A 25,928-nucleotide genomic window follows, 5' to 3' on the forward strand; every position below is an offset into this window, starting at 1 on the left:
GCAATAAAAATAACGAAGTATCAAGGCGAAAAATCACCCCTCAGAGTGTAAATTTATTTTTGAACAATTCCTAAGGACATAAAAAAAAGTTAGAAGCAGAAAGTGCCTGCTTTCTTACTTCTAACTTTTATTTTTTAGGTGATGCTTCTGATGTTATTCTGCTTTCTTGTTGGGCAAAATACTTTTCAGGTTCTTAATTTTTTCCTGAGATGTTTTCAGCCCTTTTTGTGACGACATCACAAGTTTAGGAATTGCCATCAATATGGCTAATACAACAAATACTATTGCTATCAAGTTGGTAATCATAGAGGTTTTAATTTGGTCTTTTTTGTTAATTTTTGTCTCTTAATTATTATACGAATTATCTAAAATAAAAAACAGCGAGTTTGTCTTCAAAACTTACACAAGTGTCTTTAATTCCTAGGTTTTAGTATATTATCTATGTATTAAACACAATTGTTTTGGTAAATCCTCTTTCTTTACTACAATACTCTTCTCCTCTCTAGGTAAAAAGTGGTAGTTTTTACCAAAAAGCCACTAATTACGTAAAAATAAGCCCTTATCGAACTTTTTGTGGTGTTCATCGAATCTGGATTGATTTATGTAATATTCAGCCTAAATTTACAATATATTTTATGAAGCTAACGCTTGCTTTTATTACTACAACATTAGGCAAAGATGAAAAGTTTAATTATTCCAGAAGGCAATTATACCCCTTATATCTGCTTTGATACAGACACCAATGTATTTGAGGTGGCAGGTGAATCATACAGTGAATACACCCTTGAGTTTTTTGAACCAATCCTGAGTTGGTTATCAGACTATTTAGCACAAAATAGTCAATCACTGACCTTTAACTTTAGGATGAACTATTTTAATACCAGCACTTCCCGAAGGTTTTTTGAGATTTTAAAAATGTTGGAAGATTTTTACCACCAACAAAACAGTGAGCTAGTCGTTCACTGGTATGCCAAGTCAAACGACTTAGATATGATTGAAGCAGGCGAAGATTACAAGGATGACTTTGTAACACTTCCGTTTCATATTTCAGTACAAAAAATAGATTAATCATTGCTCATTATCCAATGCTGTTTCCCTCATAACTTATAGCTACTATGATGGAAGCAGCATTCACTCATAGGTAGTCGTTTTACCCACAGGCAAACCTTCTTTGTGTTTTGGGTTTAACCTTTGCTCTGCAAACTTTAGGTAAGAAACAAGGGCTTCAGAGCATCCCAGCCATCAATCCCCCAAGCCATTTTCCCACCTTTTATCATCAGTCAAAATAATCCATTACAGGCAAAAAACAGGTTAACAATCAATCAAGTCAAACTTTTTAGTGTTTAAAACTTGCTTTTGCCCCCAAAAAAGTCGTTCCTTTGCACCAGTTTTGGTAACACTCCTCTTTTTCAGAGGCGTGTTTTAATAGGGAATCTCGTGTGATTCGAGAGCTGTCCCCGCAACTGTAAGCCTCTATACAAATTCATCACCCCTGCCACTGTTGTTAACTCCAACGGGAAGGCGTTGAATTTTGGGCAAGCCAGGAGACCTGCCAAAAAAAGCCTGCAATCAATATTTAGAAAGGCGCACTTACATCATTCGTTTCGGGCGAAAACAGTGATTGTTCAATAAAATTCATTTTACTCTTTATTTTCATGTACAGACAGGTGTCAAAGTTCAAGTGGGTGTGGTGTTGCCTGTTGACCTTAGTTGCGTTTCGGGTTCAAGCCCAAAGTGATACAATTATTGGGGGCGATGTGCTCAAAGAAGTACGCATTTATGGCATTCCCATAGAAAAATACGCTACTGGTAGCAAAGTACATCACTTAGACAGTGCTTTGTTGGCTACAGTCAACCACACTACTCTGGCAAACATATTACAGCAACAGTCGCCAGTATATATCAAATCTTATGGTAACGAAATGCTCTCTACAGCTTCGTTTAGAGGCACAGGCGCCGGGCACGCGGCGGTGTTGTGGAATGGGCTCAATATTAACACGCTTAGCAACGGACAAACTGATTTTAGTCTGGTGCCCATGTTTGTCATCGACCAGGTGAGTATTCAGCCAGGGTCGGCAAGCGCCATGTATGGCAGCGATGCTATAGGGGGCAGCATTCACTTGCAAAACGACCCTACCTGGCGTAAAGGTTGGCAAGCCGAAGTTCAACAAAACATGGGTAGCTTTGGGCAGTACTTTAGTGCAGCCAAAGCCAGCGTTGGCACAGGTAAGTTTGAATCGGTAAGTCAGGTATACCGCTACTCTGCCAACAATGATTTTAGGGTACGTATATCACCCACCGAAAACAGTACTCAGCAAAACGCCAGTGTATACAACTATGGTTTTCAGCAAGCCCTGAGTTATCGCATTGCCTCTAATCAGTATGTGTCGGTGCAGGGCTGGTATAGTTTCTCAGATAAACAAACCCAGGCGACCCGTGGAGATAATTTTAGCAATGATTTGATCAGGCAAACCAACACTCGTATAGTGGCCGATTATGTGCTCAATGACAAAGTGGGCTTTTTGAATGTAAAGTTGGGCTATATAGACGACTACTTGTTGTACAACGAAAACTCTACCACTGCCACCAGGCGTGGAATAGCCACTATCAAATATGAAAAACAACTCAATACAAAGTTGAGTCTCCAGGTGGGCTCCCAGTGGACCCACATCAAAACCAATGTAGATGCTTATGGGCGAGACATTGCCGAAGACCGCACAGCTATTTATGGTTCATTGCGTTGGCAAGTATTACCACGCTGGCAATTGAGCGCCAATGTACGGCAGGCACATGTGACTAGCTTTGTGGCTCCTTTTGCCCCTTCGTTGGGGTCAGAGTTTGCTTTGTATAAAGCCAACAATAAAAGCTTGGTTTTCAAACTTTTGGCTTCAAGAAACTATCGCGTGCCTACGCTCAACGACCGTTTTTGGCAGGGGGCAGGTGGGGTAGGCAATCCAACGCTCAGGCCCGAAACCGGGTGGAGTGGCGAAACCGGATTGGCCTATAGCCAGCAGAGCAAGCACTTTAGCTGGCAGGCAGAACTTACCTATTACCAAATGCAGGTAACCGATTGGATACTTTGGAAACCAGTAGGCAATGTATGGTCGCCCGAAAATGTGTCGCAAGTAGATGGTACAGGGGTAGAGGGGAGCTTAAGGCTTAAGTGGAAACAAACCAATGGCTATGTAATGTTGGGAGGAAACTATGCCTATACTCAATCTATCATTGCTAAAGCTGATAATGCAGACTTTATTGGCAAACAACTATTGTACACACCGTTGCATAGCTCCAATATTTATGCGCATTGGCAATATCAGGGTTGGTTTGCTCAAGTCGACATCAACCACACTGGGTTACGCTACTTAGAAAACAGCAACAGTTCTTTTATTGAGGGTTTTACTTTGTTTAATGCAAGTTTGGGCAAAAACTTTCGCCTGGGCAAGCATTGGTGGAGCGTATCGGCAAGGGTAAATAATATGTTCAATGAAGACTACGAGAGCGTAAACAACCGGGCAATGCCAGGGCGCAATTATCAGTTGAGCTTGCGCTATAAGATAGGGAATTAGGTATTGGGCAATGCCAGTAAAAAAGCTAAAAATCATTACCAAGAAACTAAAACTATGAAGTCCAGACGACTTCTATAATTAATTAAATAATAAATAAAAAGGTTAGTATGAAAAAGTCAAATTTTGTTTTCTATATTTTGCTGGCTGTCAGCCTAGTTTTTACAGCTTGTAAAAAACAGGAAACTCCGGTTCCTTTGGGTAAGTATGAGGGAGGAGTATTGGTTGTAAACGAAGGAAGTTTTGGCGATGCAGACGGTTCTGTCAGTTTTTTGTCGGCAGACGACAAAATTACCAATAACATTTTCAAGGCTGAAAATGAACAAATTGTGGGTGGTATTATTCAAGCTTTACGTGTGCATGAGAGTTATGCGGTAATAGTAACAAATAGTGCTGACAAGGTGATTGTAGCCAATGCCAAAGATTTTAAAATGCAACATAGCATTACCGATGCTGCTATGGTAAACCCCATTGATTTTGCGGGAGTAGGCAACAAAGGATATGTATCGCAGTGGGGTAAGACAGACTTTGTGACTTATCCGGAGGCTGCTTTGAAAGTAATTGATTTGACAGCGGGTACCATTACCAAAACCATTGCTTTAGAAGCCAAGCCTCAAGGAGTACTCGCTTATAATGGCAAAGTATACGTGGCGTTGGAAGGAAGCGATAAAATTGCTGTGGTAAACACCTCTACTGATGCGGTAGAAACTACCATTGCCGTGGCTAAAGGTCCTTCGCGTATGGTGCTTGATGCTAACAATAAGATTTGGGCAATGTGTACCAGTGGTAATATAGTGAGAATAAACCCCACAGACAATTCGGTAGAAGCTACTATTTCGGGAATTAAAGTAGCTGGGTTTAACGAAAAAGTGGCTACCAATCCTGCCAAAGATAAAATTTATTATTTGGCGCCAGCCCCCTGGCCTGCTACCGATGTAGAAGTATTTGTGTTAGATATCACAGCAACTGCTGCGCCTGGTACTTCTTTGATCAAAGGTAACAACTTTTATGGGATTGGGGTAGCAGCCAATGGCAATATTTATATTGGTAATTCGGCGGCTTTTCAAGGAGTTGGGAAAGTAGAACGCTATAAACCAGATGGCACTAAAATAGACGAAATGGAAGCAGGGCGTGGAACCAGCAACTTTGTGTTTTAATAACCATCAATACTATATTCAAAAACCCGGCAGGATACTTTAAAAGTCCTGTCGGGTTTTATTTTTTTCACTATTCCTTATTTTTATTTAAGCCTTCACGGATCTTTTTGACCAATAAAAAGCCAGCATCAGGCTAGAGCACATGTCCCAAATAGCCCACCAACCCACAATGAGTGCCATGCCACCTACGCCACCAAAAAAAGCCATCGTCAATACCACACTTGTGCTCCCGTTTTGAATACCCGTTTCTATAGTAATGGTACGCAAGTCGCGCCCTGGTACCCTAAATACCCTGGCGGTGAGTCCACCTACTAACAAAGCCACTAAGTTGTGCGCTAGTACCAAGCCCAAAAAATGGAACAAATATTTTACAAAAATACCCAGGTTGTCGACAAAAGCACCTACAATAAAAATAACAAAAATGATGAGCGAAATAATGCGGAAAGTTTTGGTGATTTTTTCGGCAAACTGAGGGAAACGGTAGCGGGTAAGCATTCCCAAAAAGGTAGGGATAATGGTGAGCTCTAAGATAACAATGACCATTTCTATAAAATCAATGGTGAGGGGCTTGCCCGAAGCACTTTGAATATCTAGCATATTTGCCCAAAAAGCAAAGTTAAACGGGGTAGTAAACGACGACAGCAGGGTAGTAATGGTAGTAAGGCTGACCGATAGTTCGGCGTTGCCACCTGATAAGTGGGCAATAAAGTTAGACAAAGGTCCTCCAGGGCAGGCAGCCACCAGAATCATTCCCAGGGCAAGGCTGGGGTGGGGGTTGAGTAAGGTAATGAGCCCAAACGTAGCCGCAGGCAACAGTACTACTTGCGACAACAAACCAATGACCACCGAGCGGGGATTGGTCAAAATTTCTTTAAAATCTTTTATATGTAGGTTGAGGGCTACCCCATACATTACAATGCCCAGACATATCTTGAGTAAGATTACATTGTCATCACTAAATTTTAATACTGCCTGATTAAGATCGATTGCCAAAAAGTGCATTGATGGTATTTGTAATTAAACTTACATTTTTGATTGTACAGCAAATATATGATATTCTGTTTGATTTGTGTACGAATTTGAAAAATTACAAACCAAAGTATTATTTGATGATTCTATTGTTTGAGCGTTTTATAATGAACAAAACAGGATAAACAAATAGCATTGTACCAAATAATGAGTGTTTATTGCCTGAAGTTCACCCCTTGTGGCTATTTATTAAAACACATAAAAACCTCCTACCTATTTTGAACCCACCCAAAAAGTATTGATTATTGTAAGCTTATTTATAAACTACCTGCAAAACAGTAAGATAGAATTAATAGCAAGGCATACCGCCCTTTAAAAAGAACAATCAAAAATTATGGTATGATTTTTACCTATTAACCTAAAACATACCAGACATAGAAAAGGAGACAGATTATGGCTTTTAAAATAGACATCCGTAATCAACAAAAGACACCACGCGAAAAAGTTGTGTTGATCGGAACAGGAAAAGGAACCATTCATATAGAACCTCAAAGTAGCCTGCACGCATTGGATGCTGGAAAAGATTGGGTATTGAAAGATGCTCGTTTAAATATTTCGGTGGCTCCCAAGCAAGTAGTATACTTAAATATTACCTCAGTAGTAGCCCCCCAAGGCTATAAATTTGGTGTCAAGCTTAAGTTTGAAGGTAACCCCTACGAAAAAGTGCTGGGCTACAACCAAGAAGGTAGCTTGCTTACCCTTACGGTGCTGCACAATGGCAGCATAGACGCCGAAATAGAGGAGCAACAAGTGTGGGCGTTTGCCCCTCCACCCCATGCGTCTACTTTTGCCCTTTCGGTCAATAACCAAATGGCGAACCACCCTGTACTGTATGAAGCAGTCTCGGCAGTATTGCCCGGCAACCCTATGCATAGCTTGCATTTTACCCAAGGCGATTTGTATACGATGCATGGTGAGGTAAAAGCCTGGGTTTTGTCAGAAGCTTGCCTGACAATTTCTATCAATGAAAAGTTTAAAATTCCTCTTAAAATCATTGCATTACCCAGCCAGCAAAAAGGATATTTGTCGGCTGTAAGGCTAGAGTATGGGCAAAACAGCCAAACTTTGAATTACAACGACGAAGCCAGCCTTATTTGTATCACCATATTGCCCGATGGCTCGGTAGAAGCCACCATACAAAACCAAAAAGTAAAATTACACTGTCCTCCTCATCCGTCTACCTTTTCGTTGAACGTATACAACCAACAAGAAAACCGTCCTGACATAGGGTATATTCCTTATCGGGCACAAGGTGGTATGAGTAGCACCAATATTATGTCAGGCAATTGTTTTTTCAATCAATTTCCTGAAGCAGTGCTGTGGTCACTTAATCGTGCCGAACTGTCTATATCAGTAGCTGCCCGCCAATTAATTTACCTCAATATAGAGGCAGTTTCGGGCGAAGAAACTGGGACTAATCATAAGTCAGGTATCAGGTTTGAGTATGGCAATCAAGTAAAATACCTCGCCTACAATACCCCTGATAGCATGCTTACTTTGTGGGTGAGCACTACCGGAGAAATAGAAGCCACTATTGGCACACAAAGTGTTCGCCTTGACTGCCCGCCTCACCCGTCTAACTTTGTATTGCACTTAAGCAACGAATTAAACAATGAGCAGGCCATTACTTCTCACAGTAAAACGGTTGCAGGAAAGTCGTTTGAAAACACGATTTTTTCCAAAGATTTTATCACCCCTCCCAAAGTAACAGAAAATAACCCAACTACTGAAGAAGTGGTAACGAACAGCGATGAAGGAAGCCTTGCGGTGGCTGAAGAAGTAACCGTTATGGCAGAAGAACCTAAGGCTACGCTCATTACCAGTACTTTAGAAATACCTCTAAATGGCTACACAGCCCATTTTCATATCACCAGTGTATCGGGGCTTGCTGCTGGAGGCGATACTACCTCTGGAGTACGACTTGAGTATGGGGGCTGGTCAGAGTATTTGGGCTATAACACCGAAGGGAGTCTGCTCAATATTACGGTAGAAGCCGATGGAACAGTATGGGCAGAGGTAGAGGGCAAAGGGGTGGAGTTTCCGCCGGCGAGCCAAAACCCTGAGATACTTAAAGTACCCGAAGACTTCCGTACAATACAGGCTGCTATAGATGCTGCACACGAAGACAGCGTAATATTACTTGCTCCGGGCACTTACCAGGAAAATATTGATTTTACCGACAAAAATGTACTGGTTGCATCGTTGGCTTACCTCACCGGACAAACCAAGTATATCGCACAAACCGTAATAAAACCAACTGATTCTATTGTGTTTGCCCAAAACGACCAGCGTCAAACGGGTTTTTATGGGCTTACGCTGCAACAAACCAACGACGACCTGGTAATTACTTACCGAGACTCTATTCCAAGTTTTCAGAATTGCGTATTTGTGCTCGAAGACATAGGCAGGGCGGCATTGGTTGCACGTAATAATTCGTTGCCTTTGTTTCGCAATTGTACCATTGTAGGAGGCAACTATGCTTTTGTGATCTCGTCAGGGGCAAATGTAATGATAGACAATTCTATTATTCAGTCAGAATATTTGGTGCGTACCCACAATGTAGAAGAAATGCACCGGGTAATGCCTATGTATTCTACCTTGTTTTTAGAGAACGATCGCAGCAACAAGCAATTTCTCAATTACAATTCGGTGGGTTTCAAAACCAATAGTTCGAGCAAACCTATATTTATCAATCCACAAGCCAACAATTACCGCTTGCGTGATACCTCATCGGCAAAAAGAACCGGACGAAACAAGTCGGAGGCAGGCGCCTACAATCTCTTGCCTACCATGAAGTTTCAGGAGATATTCAGCAACGTATACAATGCCCTCAAAAATCCGCTATTTGTGTACGACAATGATCAATTGTGGATACAGTGGCAACCTTCTGATTTTGTGGATAGTTATGATATCAGTATCAAAGACCTTGATTTTCAGATAGGGCAATTGGTACAGGGAGAACACCTTTCGGCAACAAGCCCATCACACTTTGTCCAGGAAAGCATCAGCGGTCAACACGAGTTTGTGCTAAATAAATCACTAGAGGCAGGCAAAACCTATGAAATAACCATTGCCCCAAAAATGAGTGAAGAAATAGTGCCACTTGCCCACACTTTTCACTTACAGCTGGAGGCAGCCCCTCAGCTTTACCCCAACTTGCTGTACTTTGCTCAAAACAACCTAATCAAGGTTTACTGGGAGCAACCAACTGTACCCGCCGGAAACCTGATTTTACTGCTTAGAAAAAACGACCAATTGCTTGCGCTTGAAAGGGATTTGGTAGGCAGTGATTTTAGCTGGACACACGACATTAGCACCGATGAATTGTACGAAGCCTTGTTTTTGAGCCAACAAATTACTGTAGGTAATGAGGCTTATGAAGAGGGAGAAGTAGTGCAAGTGACCATTAGCCCTGTGTGTAAAACATCGGTTATGCCCCTCGATATTACCCCGCCTGAGTTGAGCCTGCATTATGAAGAAGGCAGCATAGAAGCCCAGTGGAACAGTGTAGGGGAGGCGTTTGCTTATGATTTTAAATGTTGGGAAGACCAGCGACAAGATCACCCATCTTATACCAAACGAACCCAGGAAACGAGTCTTAGTATTAGTGCCAATCCAGTACCCACACCCTCGCAAAATGGCGTACACGAGGCGAGCACCAGCGACAAGGTCTGGATGTTTGCCGAAAAGCACGAAAAAATTGAGCGGGGTAAAGAATATATTGCCCAAGTACGGGTGGTAGACAAAGACCGGGGCTATGTGGGCGCCTGGAGCCAACCACAACGTGTATTTGCCTTGTTGCCTGACGACCTTCCCCCTCCTGAAGTACAAATAAAGTATACTGAAGGGCATTTAGAAATGCGATGGCAAGCTGTAAGGTATGCACAAGGGTATGACATAGATATTGTAGATGCCGAAACCGATGAGGTGGTGTATCAGAAAACAAAGTTTATGCAAACCTTTTTGTTTGTACACGATGGCATTGATAAAGGTAAAAACTACCGTGTAAAAATAAGAGCGGTGGCCATGCGTACCGTAGGCAACTGGAGCGAACCTGCCGAGGTATTTACCCTGGAAGCCAATGACCTGGCTACGCCTGAGGTGATTTTGCAATACAGCGAGGAAGGCATGAATGCCAAATGGCAAGTAGTAGAGTTTGCCCAAAGCTATGAGGTAATATTATTGACAGAAGGCGAATCAGAAGCCATCACTGACCCTGGCTTTACAGTGATGACAGAAAATACCCACTGCCAATGGAACGAAAAAATTGAAAAATACCAGACATACCAGGTAAAGGTGCGTGCGATGGCAGGCAGTGCTCAGGGCAGGTGGAGCAAGACAAGTGAAATAATAGCCATTGATACTGAAGACCTGACACCACCCAGTAATATAGTGCTTGACTATGCCGAAGAAGCTATTCAAGTGAGTTGGGAAGCAATGGCTTATGCCCAAAAGTATGAGCTTATTGTCAAAGACCAAGCTTCGGGTAATGTGGTAGGTGACACTCTCACTGTAGATGCCACTACAGCAAGCAAGGCATCAGGCATTGATAAGGGGAAAATGTATGAAGTACAGGTGCGCTCAATGGTAGGTGATAAAGCCGGAGAGTGGAGTGACCCTTATGAAGTTTTTACATTGGTTGCCAACGATCTGGAAACGCCCCAGATAAACCTGACTAACCCAGATGGAAGCATTGAGGTAAACTGGGAAGTAGTAGACTTTGCTCAAAATTATGAAGTACTGATAAAAGATGGCACTACTGGCGAAAAATTGGAAGAAAACCGTGAGATAAGCGAACCCACTTGTACATTTACCGAAAACATAGAAAAAGACAAAATATATGAAGTGCAGGTACGCGCGCTTGCCAAAGGCATGCAAGGCGAATGGAGCGCAGCACGTACGATTAAAGTAAAACACCTGGAAGACAAGCTCGAAATTATCAAACAGCGGTTGAGCGAGCAAAAAGATAACAAAGGCTTTTATGTATTGAATGATTACACTTTGGGCGAAACCGCTTTGTATGACTCACTGAAGGCATCGTTAGGGGTAGACGAAATAGAACTACACACCCCTAAAGATTTACAAGAACAAAGTCAACAAATATTACTATCGGGCACTACCCCTTCACTGTTTGGTATGCCATCGCTCAATATTCAATTAATTTTGATGAACCAAGGTGGCGAGGTACAAACTACCATGCATTTTCAAATGCCCCGCAATTGGACCTTTGCTGATAGTTTTGCCAGCCTTAAGCATACCTATTTCAAAGAGTTACAGCTACAGGATGCACAGTTTACTTATTCATCAATTGGTTACTTAGAGGCATCGTGGCAGGTACCTATTACACCAGGGCTGAATTTTTATGCCAAAACTACTTTGAACGAATCGCTGGAAGTAATACAACACCTCAATGGCAAGCACAACAATGCTTTGCCCTTGTCGGGTAAAGTAGCTATCAAAAATGGTTTGCCTGTGATTCAACTTCAGTTTACGGAAAGTAAGTTTGAGCTCAACTATGGCGAAGATACCTTGCCAATAAAAGCTTTATTACAAACGGTATTGGCAGACCAGGAAGCCGCCGAAACTACTGAGGTAAGGGCGGAAGTTTTCTTGTATGCCGAGGCTGATTTTCTTGCGAACGCGCGTTTGTCGGCACGCCTGACTGACCCCAAAGTGGATAGTTTGGAGTTGATATACGAGGTAAGTACTCCTGTTGGTCAAACAGCCGAAGAAACTGATGCTAATGACCTTCATACCACCGAAGAAGGGCAGGAGGATGAAGAGAAAACTGAAGAAAAACTATCGTCGGAAGAACTCAGAACAAGAAAAGATGTAGAGGGTGAAACAAGGGAAGATGGGCGCAAGGCTGAAGATGAGGTAGCAGACAATAACCTGGAAGACCGCGAAAGTGTGACCGAACCTAACCTGGACAATGACGAGGAACTCATGCAGGCTATAGAGTCGATGATTGGTATTCCAAAGCAAAAAAATACAGAGGCTTTACAAGCCAATTTGCAAGAAAGTGTGATGGCTTTGTTGAAAGGTTGGGTAGGGCATGATAATGAATGGACAAGCTTATTGCCCGAAAAATATCACCAGGAAATACTGGAAGAAATGCCGGTGAGACAAGTGGGCATGCAGGTGATGTTACAAAGTTGTAGTATTGTGGCTATGCGCATACAACTTGAATTGAGCAACTGGGCAGCTTTGGCACCTTATTACTCTATCAACAGTCCTCGTTGGGTGGTATCAGCTCAGTATCCTTTTGACAAAGCCAACCTTAAGGTACAGGCTCAGTTAGAAGGGTTTGTGAGTTTGTCTGGTATTTATGTACCTTTTGTAGCCCAAGCGCCTGGTTTTGAACTGGTAGCCGATTGTATAATTGACCACAACCTGGAGGCATCTGACCTCATATTAGACTATGGCGAAACGTCTGATGTGCCACTGCCTGGTAGTTTACCCAATTTTAGTATTACCCGCTTGGAGTTGCGCATAGAACCTCTCAGTGGAGAGTTTTATGTAACAGGGCACTCTGAAACCCCCTGGGAAATAGAAGTAACCCACGATAAAGGCTTGAAACTACAAAATGTAGGGCTTACTATTCGTCGGGTATTGCTGGAGGATGACCTCAAAGTAAAGATGCATTTTTTCGGGTTTATTAAATCAGACGATACACAAATTCGATTGATTGCCGAAAGAACCGAGGGCAATTGGGTATTTAATGCAGACCGTAATTTTGAGCATCAATTGCCAGTGTTACCCAAACTAATTGGCTACCTTGACGATCACTGGAAAAACGAAATACCTCAAAGTCTTGCTCAATTAAGCAATGAGTTGTTGTTGAAACACTTGGAAATAAACCTGGGGCTGGACAAGGCCTTTAACTTGTTGGTAGAGTCTAAACCAGGCTGGACTACCGATGAGTTTTTACCCACAGTGGTTTCGTTTGGCTTACAAAACTTTGAGTTAAGTATTAGCAAGCAAAGTGGCGAAGAGATCAGTGGTCATTTGTCTGGCGAGTTTGACTTGGGTAAAAAGATTTTCTTTCCTTTGATTTTTGCCCTTCCATTTGACGAGAAAAACTATTTGTTTTCGCTGGTACATTTCAACGAAGAGCTCTCTACTCCTCAGTTTAGCGACTTACTGGCGTTAGCAAATCCTGATTGGGAACACCGTCTGCCTGATGCATTGCAACACCTAGAGACTGAGAGTGACCTGGAGATTCAAAACTTTCAGTTGTTGTATCTGGAAGACAACGCTGATATTCCTGAAAAAACTTTCATTATGGAGGTAAGCACCAGTCAAAACTGGGAAGGCTGGCAACTCATTAAAGATACAAATATTTGGATAGACCACGCCGGACTGCGTATTTTCAGAAGTACCAACGATCTGCAAAGCGAGTTTGACTTTAGATTGTTTGGTAATTTACCCATAGGCACCGGAGCTGTATCACTTAGTATGCCAGCGCCTTTTGAAACTGACATTCACAGTGTTCGCCTGGACTCAATACTGGAGCAACCCTCGCTAAAGGAAATGGTAGCATTGGCAGCCCCCACGCTGGTAAATGCCTTACCCAAAGAAATTGCTTCGCTGGAGCACAATGTAACGCTCAAAGATATTACCTACAGTCAGGCAAGTGGTACCCCTTGTTTCAGAATGATTATTACCAATACAGAAGATTGGGAAGGTTGGCAGCTTACCAATGAACCTGTGCCTTTGCATTTGTCTGCTTTTGAATTACACATCGTGGCAACGCTAGAAGGGGCAGAAGCAAAAATTATGGCACCAGTAGAAATATTTGGTGAACAAACCACTTTAGAACTACCTCTGAGTGCTGCTGAACCTATGCACACGGCCATTTTATGGCAACCCCAAGCAGCCCAGTTGGGCGATGTGTTGCGTAAATTATTTGACAAGGCTGACATCAATGAAAGCCTGCAACAACAAACACTGAGAAATTTTAGTGTAGCTTATAGTTTTGCCGAAAAGGCACTGCTCATAGATGGAAACTGTGGCGATATTCGTCTTGAGGGACTGGGGTTATTTGAAGAGGTACAGTTAAAAGCCCGCCTGGAAGCAGACGAGTTACCTTCGTTGGGTTTACAGGGTAAATGGCATGGACATATTTATGAAACCTTTTACCCATTTAAGTTTTTGTTGCCTCAGGCGGGGCAAGATAGCGAACTGGATTTGCCTTATGTAAGCATTGTAGAAGATGATGATTTTCCGGCAATGCATCGCCTGGATGGGGCAAACGCAGCCCATAGTCTAAGCAAAATGGGCGCACCAGTAACTACTATTGCCTGGGTGTTGGTACATCCACCTTATTTGCATACCGTTGCCGAAACTGCGCAAATACTGAAAGAACAAACCCGTTTTGATGACATCAATGCCATACGACAAGGTATTGTAGCGATTGATGCTACTTATGAAGAAGTAAAGGAGTTGATTGCATTGCTTGGGTCGCTAAAATCTAAGGAGGGTGAGGCATATTTTACCAGTGAAGAAATTATGGAAGCATTGCTTGAGGGGAGTGCCGATATGAGTACCACGCAGCTTGCCAAAATGCTAAAGTCGTACAAGGATGACCCAATAGAGGTAGCCACTATGCTTAAAACTTCGCTGAGCAAAACCTTGATTGGAAAAGACCCCAAAATGGTTGCCGCAGGAATGGTAGAAGCTATGAATGGTGCCGGGTATGAATTGCCCGCCATCACTGCAGCCTTGACAATGCATTTTACTGATATACCCACCAACGAGCAAATAGATTTTTATGTACACGCGCTCAAGGACACTTGCGACGTAGAAGAACTATCTAAGTCTGTATATCAGTTGTCGCAGCGTAAGCTTACTTGCGATACTTTGGCGGTGGCTATGCAAAAAGCCGATTACGAAATGGTAGACATTGCCCAAGGGGTGAAGCATGCTTTTGCCAGCTCGGTACTTGCCGAACATTTGCCTTCTAAGGTGGTAAAGGCTTTGAAAACGCTCAAAAAAGATTTTTTGACAATTAGCACTGTTTTGCCTCGCACCTTTGACGACTTCAAGGCTGAAAACCTTGCTACAGCACTTAAAATGAATTATTTCAATGCCCAGGATGCCGCGCTTGCTATGAGGTATTTGTGGACTACCATAGAAACCAACGAGATGATAGACGCACTCAAGGGAGCTCGTTATTCGTTGTCATCAGTGTTGTTGTCATTGCTGGACCTCAAAGAAGTAGCCGGGCAATTGCAAGAGTCGCAAAGTAGCCAGCGCGATATTGTAGACGCCTTGCGTGCTATTGGCGTAAGTGCCAACAAAGCAAGCGTGACTTTGCTGGAGTTTTTCCCTGAAATTACTTCGGCAACCAGCCTTACCAACGCGTTGCAACAAGGTGGCTACACTGCCGAACAAGCCGAAGCAGCGGCAGTATTGATGGAAAAGTTAGATAAATTGGAACCAGAAGACTGAAACATGTTTTAAAACCCTTGAGGCACTATTAATAAAGCGGAGTATTTTTAACCAATGCTCCGCTTTTTTCTTGGGTTCGGTTCCTGCATTTGTAAGGCGACTTATTTGCCTACTTGGGGTTGATTTGTGATCTCTACGAGTGTCAACAAGTATAGATTAATATTCAAAATAATATTTTATTCGTCAACCCAATCACTTTTATCTAAACGGGCATTAAATAACACATCTATTTCTGTACCGTCCACATCAAGCCAGTAATGGTTGTCAAACTCCCAGTGGTCGTTACGGTTAGGGGTGGTACCATCAAATAACGGTTTGGTATTGTTTACCCTAAATGCGTTGTTTTTGCTTTTTATATTGATATTTCCGAATCCAAATATATCAACCATAATGGTGCGAATAGATTCTGATAATGTACGACAATCTCCCCCATTATTTTGCCCCGAAAGAAAATTCAAAGCACTATGATGTGTGCCATTGTAGGCAAAGTAGCTTCCTTGAGCAATGTTATTTAAAAGTTGAGTGACTACCGCTGTAGCACTTTGTGAAATGTCTATGCCTCTTACCATATTTTTAATTCTGGGGTTAGACTGTTGATGTCTTTGGACATCAGGAGGGATAAAACCTCTTCTCATCCCACCTCTTGGTACATTTCGCATAGTATCTTGTATGGCGTTTTGGGTATAACTATCTACCAAACGGGTAGTTTCTCTGCCGCCAATTGCCGACTCTCTGATCCAACCGCTATTACCCTGACTATCGGTAACCCACACGTGGTTTTTGGAGCCGAAAATGAAACCAGTGGTAAACTTTAATTCACGTGCATTGTGTGCCACGTGAATGACCTCTCCTTGGTTAAGTGCTCTAGTCACCTCCTTTTTGTCGTCATCGCGTAGGTTGGCGTCTTCTTTAGTAATATAAGTACCTGCCGCATACAGTTGTACCGGAGGCGGTTGACTGTTGCTTGCGTTAGTACCATTACTTTGTGTAGTAGAGCGTGTATCACTGCCTACATCTGTATTGCCCGATTTCATTTGCAAAGCTTGAGCCCCTATGTCATCGGCTTGTTTTTCCAGATGAGGGTCATTATTGATGCTTGTTCCATTATTGGCTTGCATTGTCGGTTTTACAACGCCTTGCTTTTGTTGGGCTACATGGGTAAGCTCATGCCCCAGGTGCTTTTCTTTGCCAGGAGCCAAGTGCACTTGGTTGCCCTGAGCAGTGGCTTCGGCATGCAGTTGTGCAGGTTTGCTTGAGTTATAGTGTACTTTGGCATCCGACACATCTGTTCCCATGAGTTGCCCCACGTTCTTTTTTATTTGTGTCTCTTTGTTATTTTTACTACCCTCTAAGTTGCTTTGTACGGTCTGTTGTTTGGCTTGTATAGGTGGTTTTTGTCCTTCTTTACTAGTGTAAGCAGTATTTGAGCTTTTACGTTGCACTGGGCGCTGCTTTGCTTGTATAGCGGGGTTATTTGCCGTGTGTTTGGTTTTGGCTACTTGTTGCCCAGCCTCTTGTAGTAGTTGGGGTGTTTTTTTTTGAATGTGACTCATGCGCATACTTGGTTTGTGTTGCATATTTGATAAACAACTTTTTAATGGTTTAGAATCAATCTTGTAATTTGCCTGCCAACCACTTGATAGCTGAAAATAAAGGCTTATGTAGAATGATGTCAATTAAGCATTTTATTTTAAGGAAATGAGTAATTTAAAAGAAAATTTCTTGTGCCAAACGGTAAGTATTGGTGTGTGCATTGACAATATCAGCTATTTTGGGCGAATAGCCTCCTCCCATGCTTACCGCTACGGGCAATTGGTGTTGTTTACACAAATCAAACACTATTTGGTCACGCTGACGACAACCGTCAATGCTCATCCCCAACCTGCCTAGTTTATCAGTGGCAAGCACGTCTACTCCTGACTGAAAGAATACAAAGTCGGGTTTGACTTCGGTTATCAAGCCAGGCAACGTTTTACACAAAGTAGTCAAATAAGTCATATCATTGGCACCGTCAGGCAGGGCAATGTCCAGGTCAGATATTTCTTTGCGTAGAGGGTAGTTTTTTTCGCCGTGCATACTAAATGTAAATACCCGATCGTCGTATTGGAAAATTTCGGCGGTGCCATTGCCTTGGTGCACATCCAGGTCTATTACCAATACCTTGGTTGCCAGTTGTTTGTCGAGCAGGTAGTGTGCTGCAATGGCAATGTCGTTCAACAAACAAAAGCCTTCCCCCCGGTCAGTAAAGGCATGGTGAGTGCCTCCCGCAATATTTAAAGATACCCCCAACTCTAAGGCATACAAGGCACAGTCGATAGTACCCTGAGCAATGACTATTTCGCGGTGTACCAAACCAGCCGACAATGGAAAACCCGTGCGTCGGGCTTCTTTATGACTTAGCTCCAGGTTTTTGAGGCGTTGCCAATAAACTGGGTCATGGGCTTTTAAAATCCACTTCTCGGCCACTGGTTGGGGGGCAAAAAAACTGTCAGACTCTGCTATGCCCTCGTAGAGCAGCTGTTCAGGCAAGAGATTATACTTTTCCATAGGGAAACGATGCCCCGGAGGTAAGTGGTGGGCGTATATATCAGACCAGGCTATTTTGAGCATTTGTATAATTTTGTTGTTGTACCAATAGTTTACAAATAACCTATTAAAAAGCCACATGTTTATTTAGTATGATTGCTTAAGGTCTTGTAACACTTTTTACTCAGCTATTACATCAGGCAAATTTTAAAGCCCGGTTTTGGCACCATACCTTAAGCTGGGCGAAGGTAGTAAATTTGTGCTTTTTCAATTGAATGTTCAGGGCTGATTTTTTTGGCAAAAGTTGCTTGGTTTTAACTTTGTGCGCCTGATCAGCTCTCAACAATCAAGACTCAATTAAATAAAACAATCAGCCAAAGCTAAATATCAACGTCCTCTCTACTTTCTGCAAGAAATTTGATTAGAAAAATGTGTAGTTTCCTTTTAACTTATTATCTTAACAAACAGAAGCTTAAGCCCTGACTAGTGGTATTACTTTGCTGTTTATATGTATGTTGGGAATGCTGTTGTTACAACCTCATTTTTAATCACACATTAGAACAAGCGCATAACCCTACCACTTACACCCAATCTTGCACCTGAATAGCAGGCTTTAATATCTTGATTGAATTACGAACAGAAGCAGCACAATCACGATTTGTAAAAAATAATCGCACTAAAGTATGGAGCCAACCCAGACGAAATCTACTAGAATGAAGTTGATCTATGAAGGCAATAAATCTTTGATTTACTTGCGCGAACAAGGAGATTTGTCGCCTGTGGTAATCAAAACTCTTAAAGAAGAATTTCTAACCCCACCTCAAGTCACCCGGTTGTACAATGAATACGAAATACTAAAATCTCTTAACATCAAGGGGGTGCTCAGGGCACACGACAAAGACGCCCTGGCTGGCAAGCCTTCGTTTGCGATGAATTACTTTAATGGGAGTAAAATTACCAGTATAGCGCCGTTGACCATTGAAACCTTGATCGATTTTCTGGACATAGCCATTGGAGTAAGCCACACGTTGGGTAAAATACACGAGCAATATGTTATTCATAAAGATATAACCCCTGCCAATATATTGGTAAACCCTGTTACCAAAGAAACCTGCATCATTGATTTTGGTATTTCGTCAAGGATCAACTACAACCAACAGTATATAGGCAACCCCGACCAGTTAGAAGGTACCCTGGCGTATGTGTCGCCAGAGCAAACCGGACGAATGAACCGGGTAGTAGATTATCGTACAGACTTGTATTCGTTGGGGGTTACTTTTTACGAAACATTGACTGGACGGCTGCCTTTTGAAGCCAAAAACTCGCTGGAGTTGGTACACTGTCACATTGCCCAAATCGCTGAACCCCCTCATTTGCTCAACCCTGAGATTCCTGCGGTATTGTCTGAAATAGTAATGAAACTGATGCAGAAAAATGCCGAAAATCGCTATCAATCGGCGTATATACTGGAAACCGACCTGCAAAAGTGCCGGACACAGTGGGTAACTACTGGAAAGGTGGAAGCGTTTGATATAGCACCACAAAATTTTTCGCGCTTGTTTCAAATCCCCGAAAAGCTCTATGGCAGGGCACACGAAGAACAACTTTTGATAGAGGCTGTAGAACGCATTGGCAGTGGAGCTACTGAACTGATGTTAGTTACAGGGTATTCGGGCGTGGGTAAGTCGGCGTTGATTAATCAGGTACACAAGCTATTGATTGAAAACCAAGGCTACTTTATCAATGGAAAATACGATCAATTTCAGCGTAATATCCCTTATTACGCCATTCATCAGGCACTTAAAAGCTTTATTAGGCAATTGCTCACCGAAAGTGCTCAAGAGCTTGATCAATGGAGAAAAAATATACTCGCCGCCATTGGTACCAACGGACAAGTGCTCATAGATGTGTTGCCATCGCTCGAACTTATTATTGGGCAACAGCCTCCGTTGTCTGCTTTGGGGGCTGCCGAAAGCCAACACCGTTTCCAAATGGTTTTTCAACAGTTTTTGCGTGTGATCAGCCGCCAAGAACACCCTTTGGTGATGTTTATTGACGATTTGCATTGGGCAGACCTGGCATCGTTGAATTTACTGAAAGTGTTGATGGAGGATGTAGAAAATCAATATTTGCTGGTAATAGGTGCCTACCGCGACAATGAGGTATACGAACAACACCCACTGTTTATGGCGCTGGAAGATATTGCCCAAACCGATGCTGTAGTAAGCCGTATTACATTGCAGAACTTGTCTAAAAAAGACGTACGTCAATTGATTTCCGACACACTGCACAGTACCCCAGAGGCTACCGAGTCGCTAACCGAACTGGTATATAGCAAAACTTTGGGTAATGCGTTTTTTGTGCGCCAGTTTTTAACCTCGCTTTATGAAGAAAAACTGTTGTGGTTCAATGCTGAAGACGCAGAAGAGGTATGGGGATGGGACATTGCCCAAATAGAAGCCAAAAACATTACTGACAATGTAGTAGACCTGATGGCAGGTAAAATACAGCGGCTTTTGCCCGAAACCCGTCATATTTTGAGACTTGCTGCCTCTATAGGTGATCGCTTTTCTTTGCATACGCTTTCGTTGATTTATAAAAAATTACCTACCCAAACTTTACAGGATTTATGGAGCGCCATTGCCGAAGGATTAATTTTACCGCTCGATAACCACTACAATTTATTGCTCAATGGAGAGCTTGACAGTGAGGATGCGCAAAAAATTAATTGCCAGTTTCGCTTTTTGCACGATAGGGTACAGCAGGCGGCCTATTCATTGATAGAAGACGAAGAAAAAAAGCGTATTCACTACGAAATTGGGCAGCTGCTGCTAAAAAACCTGGCAGAAGAGGCCTTGGAAGAGCACATATTTGATGTGGTGGGGCACCTCAATCTGAGCACGGATGTGCTGCCCGATGGCAATGAAAAAATAGCCTTGGCAAAGCTCAACTTGTTTGCTGCCCAAAAAGCTAAAGAAGCCACGGCTTATCAAACAGCTGTCGACTATTTGGCTGTAGCCTTGGAACTCTTACCTCAAAATGCCTGGCAGAACGTGTACCGCCTTACTTGCGACATACACCTGGAAAAAGCAGAATGCGAATACCTCAATACTAACTTTGATGCAACCTTTGCCTTGCATACTCATATTGTGGAGAACACCAACGAACCTCTTGACTTAGCAAAAATATATGAAACGATGATTTTGTTGTATACCAACCTGGGCAACATGACCGAGGCGGTTATGTACTGTAGACAAGTGGTAGGTATATTGGATGAGCCCATTCCCGACAGCCCCGCCAAGCTACTGGTAAAGGTACAGCAAAAACTCAGGTTTATTCAGGAGTTTCTTCAGGACAAAAACATAGAGGATCTGGGAAGTTTACCCGCAATGGAAGACCAGGAAAAACTGGCTTTGATGAATATATTGGTAAAAAGTGTACTCCCGGCTTACCAAACCGACCAAAGACTGGTGGCATTGGTGATTACTACTATGGTAGAAACCTCGTTTAGATACGGAAACACTCCGTTTTCGGCGTATGGTTATGCCATGTTTGCCATTTTGCAAGGAGCAATGTTACACGATTATCCTGCCTCGTTTCGTTTTGGACAAACGGCTATGGAGTTGGCAAACCAACCCAATGCAGTGACGATGAAAGGTGCTGTACACTTTGTTTTTGGTAATTTTGTGTCGCATTGGGGGCAACCTCTAGAGCATAGCCTTGAGGTGTTCAAAGAAGGTTTTCGGAGGAGCCTGGAAGGAGGCGACCACATACATACAGGGTATTCTGCGTCGCGCTACCTGATGTATAGTTTGTTGCATGGGCACCCACTAGACCAAGTGCACAACGAAGCCAACAATTATACTGATTTTTTACGCAAAAAGGCCGATTATACCTGTCGTGAAATGAGTATTGCCATTCGGCAAATGGTGCGTTGCATGCAAGGCAAAACCCCCGAAACCGCCAGCTTTGACAGTAAAGGTTTTGAAGAAGCCGCTTTTATAAAAGCTTTTGAAGCCAACTTGTTCTCTTTGTCGCATTTTTACTTGTTAAAAATAATGACTTACTATCTGTTGGGCAAGCCTCAAAAAGCCCAGGAGTTGTTGCCGATTGCCGACGAAGTAATGCCAGGCAGTACAGGGTCTTATGTAGAGCCCGTATACAACTTTTACCATAGCATGACCACCCTTGCCATGCTTGCCCAAACTGACCAAAGCCAAAAAGAGATAGTCCTTGCCAGGGTAAAAATAAATCAACAACAAATGAAGGTGTGGGCGGATAACTGTCCGGAAAACTACCAACATTTATACTTATTGGTGGCCGCTGAACAAATTCGGGTTACTAGCAACGGCTTCGATGCACTGGACTTTTACCTTGAAGCCATTGAGCGAGCCAAAGAACAGAAGTTTACCCACCTTGAGGCATTGGCAAACGAGTTGCTGGCGGTTTTTTGGTACGATAAAAACAAGCTCAGGTATGCCAAAAGTCACCTCAAGCAAGCGTATAGAGGGTATAAGAAGTGGGGAGGACGCGCTAAACTGGCTTGGTTGCGTGCCCGATATGGAGACGAGGTGTTACCAAAAGAAGCGCTCCGAAGCCGGGGCAACTTGAGGGGCAAAGCCGCTACATCAAACCATGACACCCGCCAGGCTACCAAAGATACAGCGTCGGCTTTAGACCTTGCCTCTATCATGAAGGCATCGCAAACCCTTGCCGAAGAAGTACGCATTAATCACTTGATAAGCAAGATGTTGCAAATTGTGATTGAAAATGCCGGAGCACAAAAAGGAGTATTGGTTAATGTAGAAAATGACCAGCTAAAGGTGGTGGGTGAAGGAGATTCGAAAGAGATAAAAATGCTTGAAACCCCCGAACCGTTAGAAGAAAGCCTGAAAGTGCCCCAAAGCATTATCAATTATATTTCGCGTACTCAAAAATACCTGGTGCTTGACGATGCCTCTCAAATTGAAGAGTTTTCGCGCGATGAATACATACAACAGCACCACCCCAAATCGGTTTTATGCTTTTCGGTATCAAGAAAAGAAACCTTGATATGTGTGTTTTACCTTGAAAACAACCTCACCAATCAGGCATTTAGCGATGACCGGATTCGTTTGCTGAAAATGCTCTCTACCCAAATGGCCATCTCTATGGAAAATGCTTTGTTGTATGACAACCTGGAGCAAAAAGTAGTAGAGCGTACCAATGACCTCAACAATGCATTGACCGACGTAAAGGTAACCAATATGAAGATCATGGACAGTATTCGTTATGCCAAGCATATTCAAACGGCTATTTTGCCTTCTGGCAAAGATTTGGGGGAGTGTTTTCAAGACCACTTTGTGCTTTTTGTTCCCAAAGATGTGGTTTCGGGCGATTTTTACTGGTTGAGCAAGGTAGATGGCTATACTTTTATCGTCGTGCTTGACTGTACCGGGCACGGAGTGCCAGGGGCTTTTATGAGTATGGTAGGCAACACTTTATTGAATGAAATTATCAATGAAAAACGAATATTTGAGCCCAGCGATATAATGAATGCCTTACACCTGGGGGTAGAAAAAGCCTTGCGACAACGCGAAACAGACAATTCTGACGGAATGGACTTGTGTTTGTGTCGTCTGGAGCCACAAGACACCAGCACTGTACTTACTTTTTCGGGAGCCAAGCGCCCGTTGTTCTATGTAACCAATGGCCAGTTTGGTGAAATAAAGGGCGATCGAAAGTCGATAGCTGGCTGGCGTGGGGGCGATGTCAAACATTTTACCCAGCATCAACTGGTGTTGAAGGAAAATGACTTGCTCTATTTGAGCACCGATGGTTACGCAGATACGCCCAACCCCCGACGCCGTAGTTTTGGCAAGCGTAGGCTGATCCAGTTGCTGGAGAGTATTCACCCCGAAACCATGGAAAACCAACAACGGCTACTGGAGCAAAACCTGGAAACCCACCAAGATGGTGTAGAACAACGCGATGACATTACCATTATGGGACTTAAAATGTAGGTTTGTCTGACTTTGAATGATTGCAGCCCAGCGTACAGCGGTATTTTAAGTGCTCACCCACCAACAAAAGAGCTTACCATCCCTCCCGATTATTTGAATTAAAAAACAAAATTGGCTAAAATTGATCTATGGAAATTAGTCTACAAGGAAAAAATATATTAGTGACTGGAGCCAGTCGGGGTATAGGTGCTGCCATCGCCCAGCAATTGGGTAAATCCGGGGCAAGAGTTGCCGTACATTATGGACGCAATGCCGAAAAAGCTCAAGAAGTAGCCAATGCTGCTGGTAATGGAGCACAGGTTTTTAGGGCAGATCTAAACAATGATGCAGCTTGTCAACAGCTGTTTGCCGATGTGATAGCCGCCTTTGGTAGGGTAGATGTATTGGTAAACAATGCGGGCATTGCCATTCAGTCATCGCTGGATGCCACCCATGAACAATGGGTACAAGACTGGAACCAAACTATGCAGGTAAACCTAACAGCCACCGCTATTTTGTCGCGGCTTGCCATCATACACTTTCAGCAAGGCAGTGGTGGGCGCCTCATTCACATTGCTTCGCGGGCAGCTTTTAGGGGCGATACTGCCGACTACATGGGTTATGCCGCATCTAAAGCCGGCATGGTTGCCCTGAGCCGTTCTATAGCCAGGGCGTATGGCAAACAGGGTATTACCTCTTTTGTGATTGCACCAGGTTTTACTGCCACCGAAATGGCACAAGACTTTATAGATGAATATGGAATGGAGTACGCCATGCAAGGAGTGGCACTTGACCGCCTGACCAAGCCTACCGATCTGGCACCTACTATAGTGTTACTTGCCAGTGGTTTATCTGACCACGCAACTGGGTGTACTATAGATATGAATGCAGGTAGTTATGTGCATTAGCCTCAAAAACAATTGTCTTATAGGGATGGTTTACCAAATAAAAAGCTGGCAAACAGATTAAAATTATGCGACTTAAAATCAGTACTTTGGTAAAACAGCCTTATAAACAAGTATTTGCTGGGTTTGACCAGGACTTGTTTGTAAAACTTGCGCCCCCTTTTCCTCCCGTAAAACTATTAAGGTTTGACGGATGTAAGGTAGATGATAGGGTGGCTTTGCGTCTAAATTTTATTTTTTTCAAACAAACCTGGGAGAGCCTTATTACTGACTACCAAGACAACGAGGAGGAAGTATCGTTTGTAGATGAAGGAGTAAAATTACCGTTTTTTCTAAAATACTGGAAACACCACCACCGCATAGTAAGGCATGGGCAACAAACGCACATTGTGGATGATATTACTTTTAAGACTCCTTTTTTCTTATTCGATTATTTGATGTATCCGGCGCTTTACCTACAGTTTTTATATCGTAAGCCAGTTTACCGCAAGGTGTTTAGTGCTTAATGGGAGGCAGTTGGTGATTATTTTGAGAGAAGGAATAAAAAAAACTTTATTTGATTTTTGTTAAATCATTGATAAAGAATGACTTAATGAATGTTTTTTGTGTGTAAAACTCTTTTTTAGAGAATAATTGTAAAAATAAGTTGCCCTAAACTATCATAAGAACTTTTAATCACTTACCTTTATACTTTATTACAAAATTATTATAATGAATACAGGAACAGTAAAATTTTTCAATGAATCTAAAGGATTTGGATTCATTACCGATAATGAGTCAAATAAAGAATATTTCACTCACGTTTCAGGTCTTTTAGACGACATCCGTGAAGGTGATGAAGTAGAGTTTGACCTACAGGAAGGTAGAAAAGGATTAAATGCAGTAGACGTTAAACGTATCCGATAAGCATTGACATTTTCGTTGCAGTAATGCAACGTCTAAATAAAAATCCAAACCCTTGTTCTCTAAAAAAGAGTAAGGGTTTTTTTGTGCCCTAAAGTGTAACCCAATTAGCATTGTAGAACGCTATAATACCTTTATCGACTCTTTGCAAAAGAACGTGTAGTTGCTTTAAAGAAGGCTCTTATTAAACATCCTGCGGATACATTTTAAGAGTGTACAAAGTTTTAAAAATCTCTGATATACAGGTATTTATGTAATAAATTAAAGTGATAAGTGTAGGGGCAATCCCTTGCTGTAATGCAATGGAAGTTCTCGATTTACCGGAATGGTTGCCCTAGTACCTTAAACATTAAGTAAATGCGCTATTATTTGGGATGAGTTTTGTTTTCTGACGAACTTCAAAAATCGCGC

Annotated in this window: 12 protein-coding genes and 1 riboswitch; of the genes, 8 read left to right on the top strand and 4 right to left on the bottom strand. The window is 42.6% G+C overall.

The window, feature by feature from the left end; translation table 11 throughout:
* Nucleotides 1-153: 153 nt before the first annotated feature.
* The gene (locus Q0954_RS24040; protein WP_002699190.1) at nucleotides 154-306 is read right to left on the bottom strand and encodes a hypothetical protein; all 153 of its coding nucleotides are present in this window, start codon (nucleotides 304-306) and stop codon (nucleotides 154-156) included.
* A gap of 372 nt (nucleotides 307-678) precedes the next feature.
* On the opposite strand from Q0954_RS24040, the gene Q0954_RS24045 reads away from it, so the two are divergent.
* The 3 genes from Q0954_RS24045 (at nucleotide 679) to Q0954_RS24055 (ending at nucleotide 4,720) form a co-directional block, all read left to right on the top strand.
* On the top strand, nucleotides 679-1,068 hold the full coding sequence (locus Q0954_RS24045; protein WP_299461262.1) for a DUF1987 domain-containing protein: 390 nt from the start codon (nucleotides 679-681) through the stop codon (nucleotides 1,066-1,068).
* 306 nt (nucleotides 1,069-1,374) lie between these two features.
* A riboswitch (cobalamin riboswitch) is annotated at nucleotides 1,375-1,572 on the top strand.
* A 95-nt stretch (nucleotides 1,573-1,667) separates the two neighbouring features.
* Nucleotides 1,668-3,566: a TonB-dependent receptor gene (locus Q0954_RS24050; RefSeq protein WP_299461263.1), complete on the top strand. Its 1,899-nt coding sequence runs from the start codon at nucleotides 1,668-1,670 to the stop codon at nucleotides 3,564-3,566.
* Between the two features lie 107 nt (nucleotides 3,567-3,673).
* The gene (locus Q0954_RS24055) at nucleotides 3,674-4,720 is read left to right on the top strand and encodes a YncE family protein (RefSeq protein WP_299461265.1); all 1,047 of its coding nucleotides are present in this window, start codon (nucleotides 3,674-3,676) and stop codon (nucleotides 4,718-4,720) included.
* Nucleotides 4,721-4,807: 87 nt separating this feature from the next.
* Here Q0954_RS24055 and Q0954_RS24060 read toward each other — a convergent pair whose 3' ends face one another.
* Nucleotides 4,808-5,722 carry a bile acid:sodium symporter family protein gene (locus Q0954_RS24060; protein ID WP_299461267.1) on the bottom strand — a complete coding sequence of 305 codons (915 nt, stop codon included), beginning with the start codon at nucleotides 5,720-5,722 and terminating at the stop codon, nucleotides 4,808-4,810.
* Nucleotides 5,723-6,142: 420 nt separating this feature from the next.
* Between Q0954_RS24060 and Q0954_RS24065 the strand changes: the two genes are divergently transcribed.
* Complete coding sequence (locus Q0954_RS24065; protein ID WP_299461269.1) at nucleotides 6,143-15,202, top strand: hypothetical protein; 9,060 nt, start codon at nucleotides 6,143-6,145, stop codon at nucleotides 15,200-15,202.
* A gap of 176 nt (nucleotides 15,203-15,378) precedes the next feature.
* Here Q0954_RS24065 and Q0954_RS24070 read toward each other — a convergent pair whose 3' ends face one another.
* Together Q0954_RS24070 and Q0954_RS24075 are read right to left on the bottom strand one after the other, a co-directional pair.
* Entirely contained in the window at nucleotides 15,379-16,755 is a 1,377-nt protein-coding gene (locus Q0954_RS24070; protein WP_299461270.1) for a DUF4157 domain-containing protein, read from the bottom strand.
* Between the two features lie 154 nt (nucleotides 16,756-16,909).
* Nucleotides 16,910-17,812, bottom strand: a complete 903-nt coding sequence (locus tag Q0954_RS24075) for a histone deacetylase (RefSeq protein WP_299461280.1) — start codon at nucleotides 17,810-17,812, stop codon at nucleotides 16,910-16,912.
* A 629-nt stretch (nucleotides 17,813-18,441) separates the two neighbouring features.
* Between Q0954_RS24075 and Q0954_RS24080 the strand changes: the two genes are divergently transcribed.
* The 4 genes from Q0954_RS24080 (at nucleotide 18,442) to Q0954_RS24095 (ending at nucleotide 25,520) form a co-directional block, all read left to right on the top strand.
* Nucleotides 18,442-23,730, top strand: coding sequence for an AAA family ATPase (locus Q0954_RS24080; RefSeq protein WP_299461272.1), 5,289 nt, complete (start codon nucleotides 18,442-18,444; stop codon nucleotides 23,728-23,730).
* A gap of 128 nt (nucleotides 23,731-23,858) precedes the next feature.
* Nucleotides 23,859-24,617 (top strand): SDR family NAD(P)-dependent oxidoreductase, encoded by a 759-nt coding sequence (locus Q0954_RS24085; RefSeq protein ID WP_299461274.1) that lies wholly within the window; start codon nucleotides 23,859-23,861, stop codon nucleotides 24,615-24,617.
* Nucleotides 24,618-24,682: 65 nt separating this feature from the next.
* The gene (locus tag Q0954_RS24090; protein WP_299461276.1) at nucleotides 24,683-25,120 is read left to right on the top strand and encodes a hypothetical protein; all 438 of its coding nucleotides are present in this window, start codon (nucleotides 24,683-24,685) and stop codon (nucleotides 25,118-25,120) included.
* Nucleotides 25,121-25,325: 205 nt separating this feature from the next.
* A complete protein-coding gene (locus Q0954_RS24095) occupies nucleotides 25,326-25,520 on the top strand; it encodes a cold-shock protein (RefSeq protein ID WP_045113952.1) in 195 nt (64 codons plus the stop codon).
* Nucleotides 25,521-25,928 lie beyond the last annotated feature (408 nt).

The organism is uncultured Microscilla sp., assembly GCF_947493425.1.
Taxonomy (GTDB): Bacteria; Bacteroidota; Bacteroidia; order Cytophagales; family Microscillaceae; genus Microscilla.

Coding starts and splice junctions, on each gene's coding strand:
- Q0954_RS24040 (WP_002699190.1), bottom strand. CDS start 306: ATGATTACCAACTTGATAGCAATAGTATTTGTTGTATTAGCCATATTG.
- Q0954_RS24045 (WP_299461262.1), top strand. CDS start 679: ATGAAAAGTTTAATTATTCCAGAAGGCAATTATACCCCTTATATCTGC.
- Q0954_RS24055 (WP_299461265.1), top strand. CDS start 3,674: ATGAAAAAGTCAAATTTTGTTTTCTATATTTTGCTGGCTGTCAGCCTA.
- Q0954_RS24060 (WP_299461267.1), bottom strand. CDS start 5,722: ATGCACTTTTTGGCAATCGATCTTAATCAGGCAGTATTAAAATTTAGT.
- Q0954_RS24065 (WP_299461269.1), top strand. CDS start 6,143: ATGGCTTTTAAAATAGACATCCGTAATCAACAAAAGACACCACGCGAA.
- Q0954_RS24070 (WP_299461270.1), bottom strand. CDS start 16,755: ATGAGTCACATTCAAAAAAAAACACCCCAACTACTACAAGAGGCTGGG.
- Q0954_RS24075 (WP_299461280.1), bottom strand. CDS start 17,812: ATGCTCAAAATAGCCTGGTCTGATATATACGCCCACCACTTACCTCCG.
- Q0954_RS24080 (WP_299461272.1), top strand. CDS start 18,442: ATGAAGTTGATCTATGAAGGCAATAAATCTTTGATTTACTTGCGCGAA.
- Q0954_RS24085 (WP_299461274.1), top strand. CDS start 23,859: ATGGAAATTAGTCTACAAGGAAAAAATATATTAGTGACTGGAGCCAGT.
- Q0954_RS24090 (WP_299461276.1), top strand. CDS start 24,683: ATGCGACTTAAAATCAGTACTTTGGTAAAACAGCCTTATAAACAAGTA.
- Q0954_RS24095 (WP_045113952.1), top strand. CDS start 25,326: ATGAATACAGGAACAGTAAAATTTTTCAATGAATCTAAAGGATTTGGA.